We start from the raw sequence: 677 nt of genomic DNA on the forward strand, positions 1-677 counted from the left end.
CGCTGGCTTGAACGCCGACAGCACCGCCCACACGATCGGCGCGGCAAACAGCACCGAGGCGACGATGCCGGTCGAATGCTCGCCGATGCGGCTCAAGAGCCGGCGGTTGCGGGAAGCGGCCTGCGCCATCAGTCGAGCCCCTCCGGCTTGCGCAGCAGCCACAGCTGGACGAGGCTGAGCGCCACCAGGATCACCAGCAGCACCATCGACAAAGCCGCGCCGTAGCCGAGCTTGAACGACACGAAGGACTGGTTGAAGATCCAGTAGACCGCCGTCAGCGTCTGGTTGCGTGGGCCGCCGCGCAGGATGATGTAGAACTGGTCGAAGGCGAGGATCGAGCCGGCGACCGACAGGATCAGGGCCAGCGCCAGCGTGCGGCGCATCAGCGGCAAAGTGATCGCCCTGAACCTGGCGAACGGATCGGCGCCGTCGATGACGGCCGCCTCCTGCAGATCCTGCGGGATCGATTGCAGGCCGGCCATCAGAATGATCATGGTGAAGCCGGCGACCTTCCAGACGACCATGGCGATGATCGACCAGAAGGCCGGCTGGAAGGTGGCCAAAAGGTTGAACTTCCTGTCGATCAGGCCAAGGTCGTAGGCGGCCGGGCTGAACAGGCCGGAATCGACGTTCAACAGCCATGACCAGAGCAGGCTGGCCGAGGCAAAGGCGACAAC

The 677-nt window shown here is 65.0% G+C and carries 1 protein-coding gene and 1 pseudogene; both read right to left on the reverse strand.

Going from position 1 to position 677, the window contains the following annotated elements; translation table 11 throughout:
* A pseudogene (locus tag EOA22_RS39210) lies at nt 1-129 on the reverse strand (carbohydrate ABC transporter permease); the annotation flags it as partial.
* On the reverse strand, nt 129-677 hold a 549-nt coding region (locus EOA22_RS39215), incomplete at its 5' end, for a sugar ABC transporter permease (RefSeq protein ID WP_245478735.1). The pseudogene EOA22_RS39210 and the gene EOA22_RS39215, both read right to left, overlap by 1 nt.

Source organism: Mesorhizobium sp. M7A.F.Ca.US.014.04.1.1 (genome assembly GCF_003998745.1).
Lineage (GTDB): Bacteria > Pseudomonadota > Alphaproteobacteria > Rhizobiales > Rhizobiaceae > Mesorhizobium > Mesorhizobium ciceri.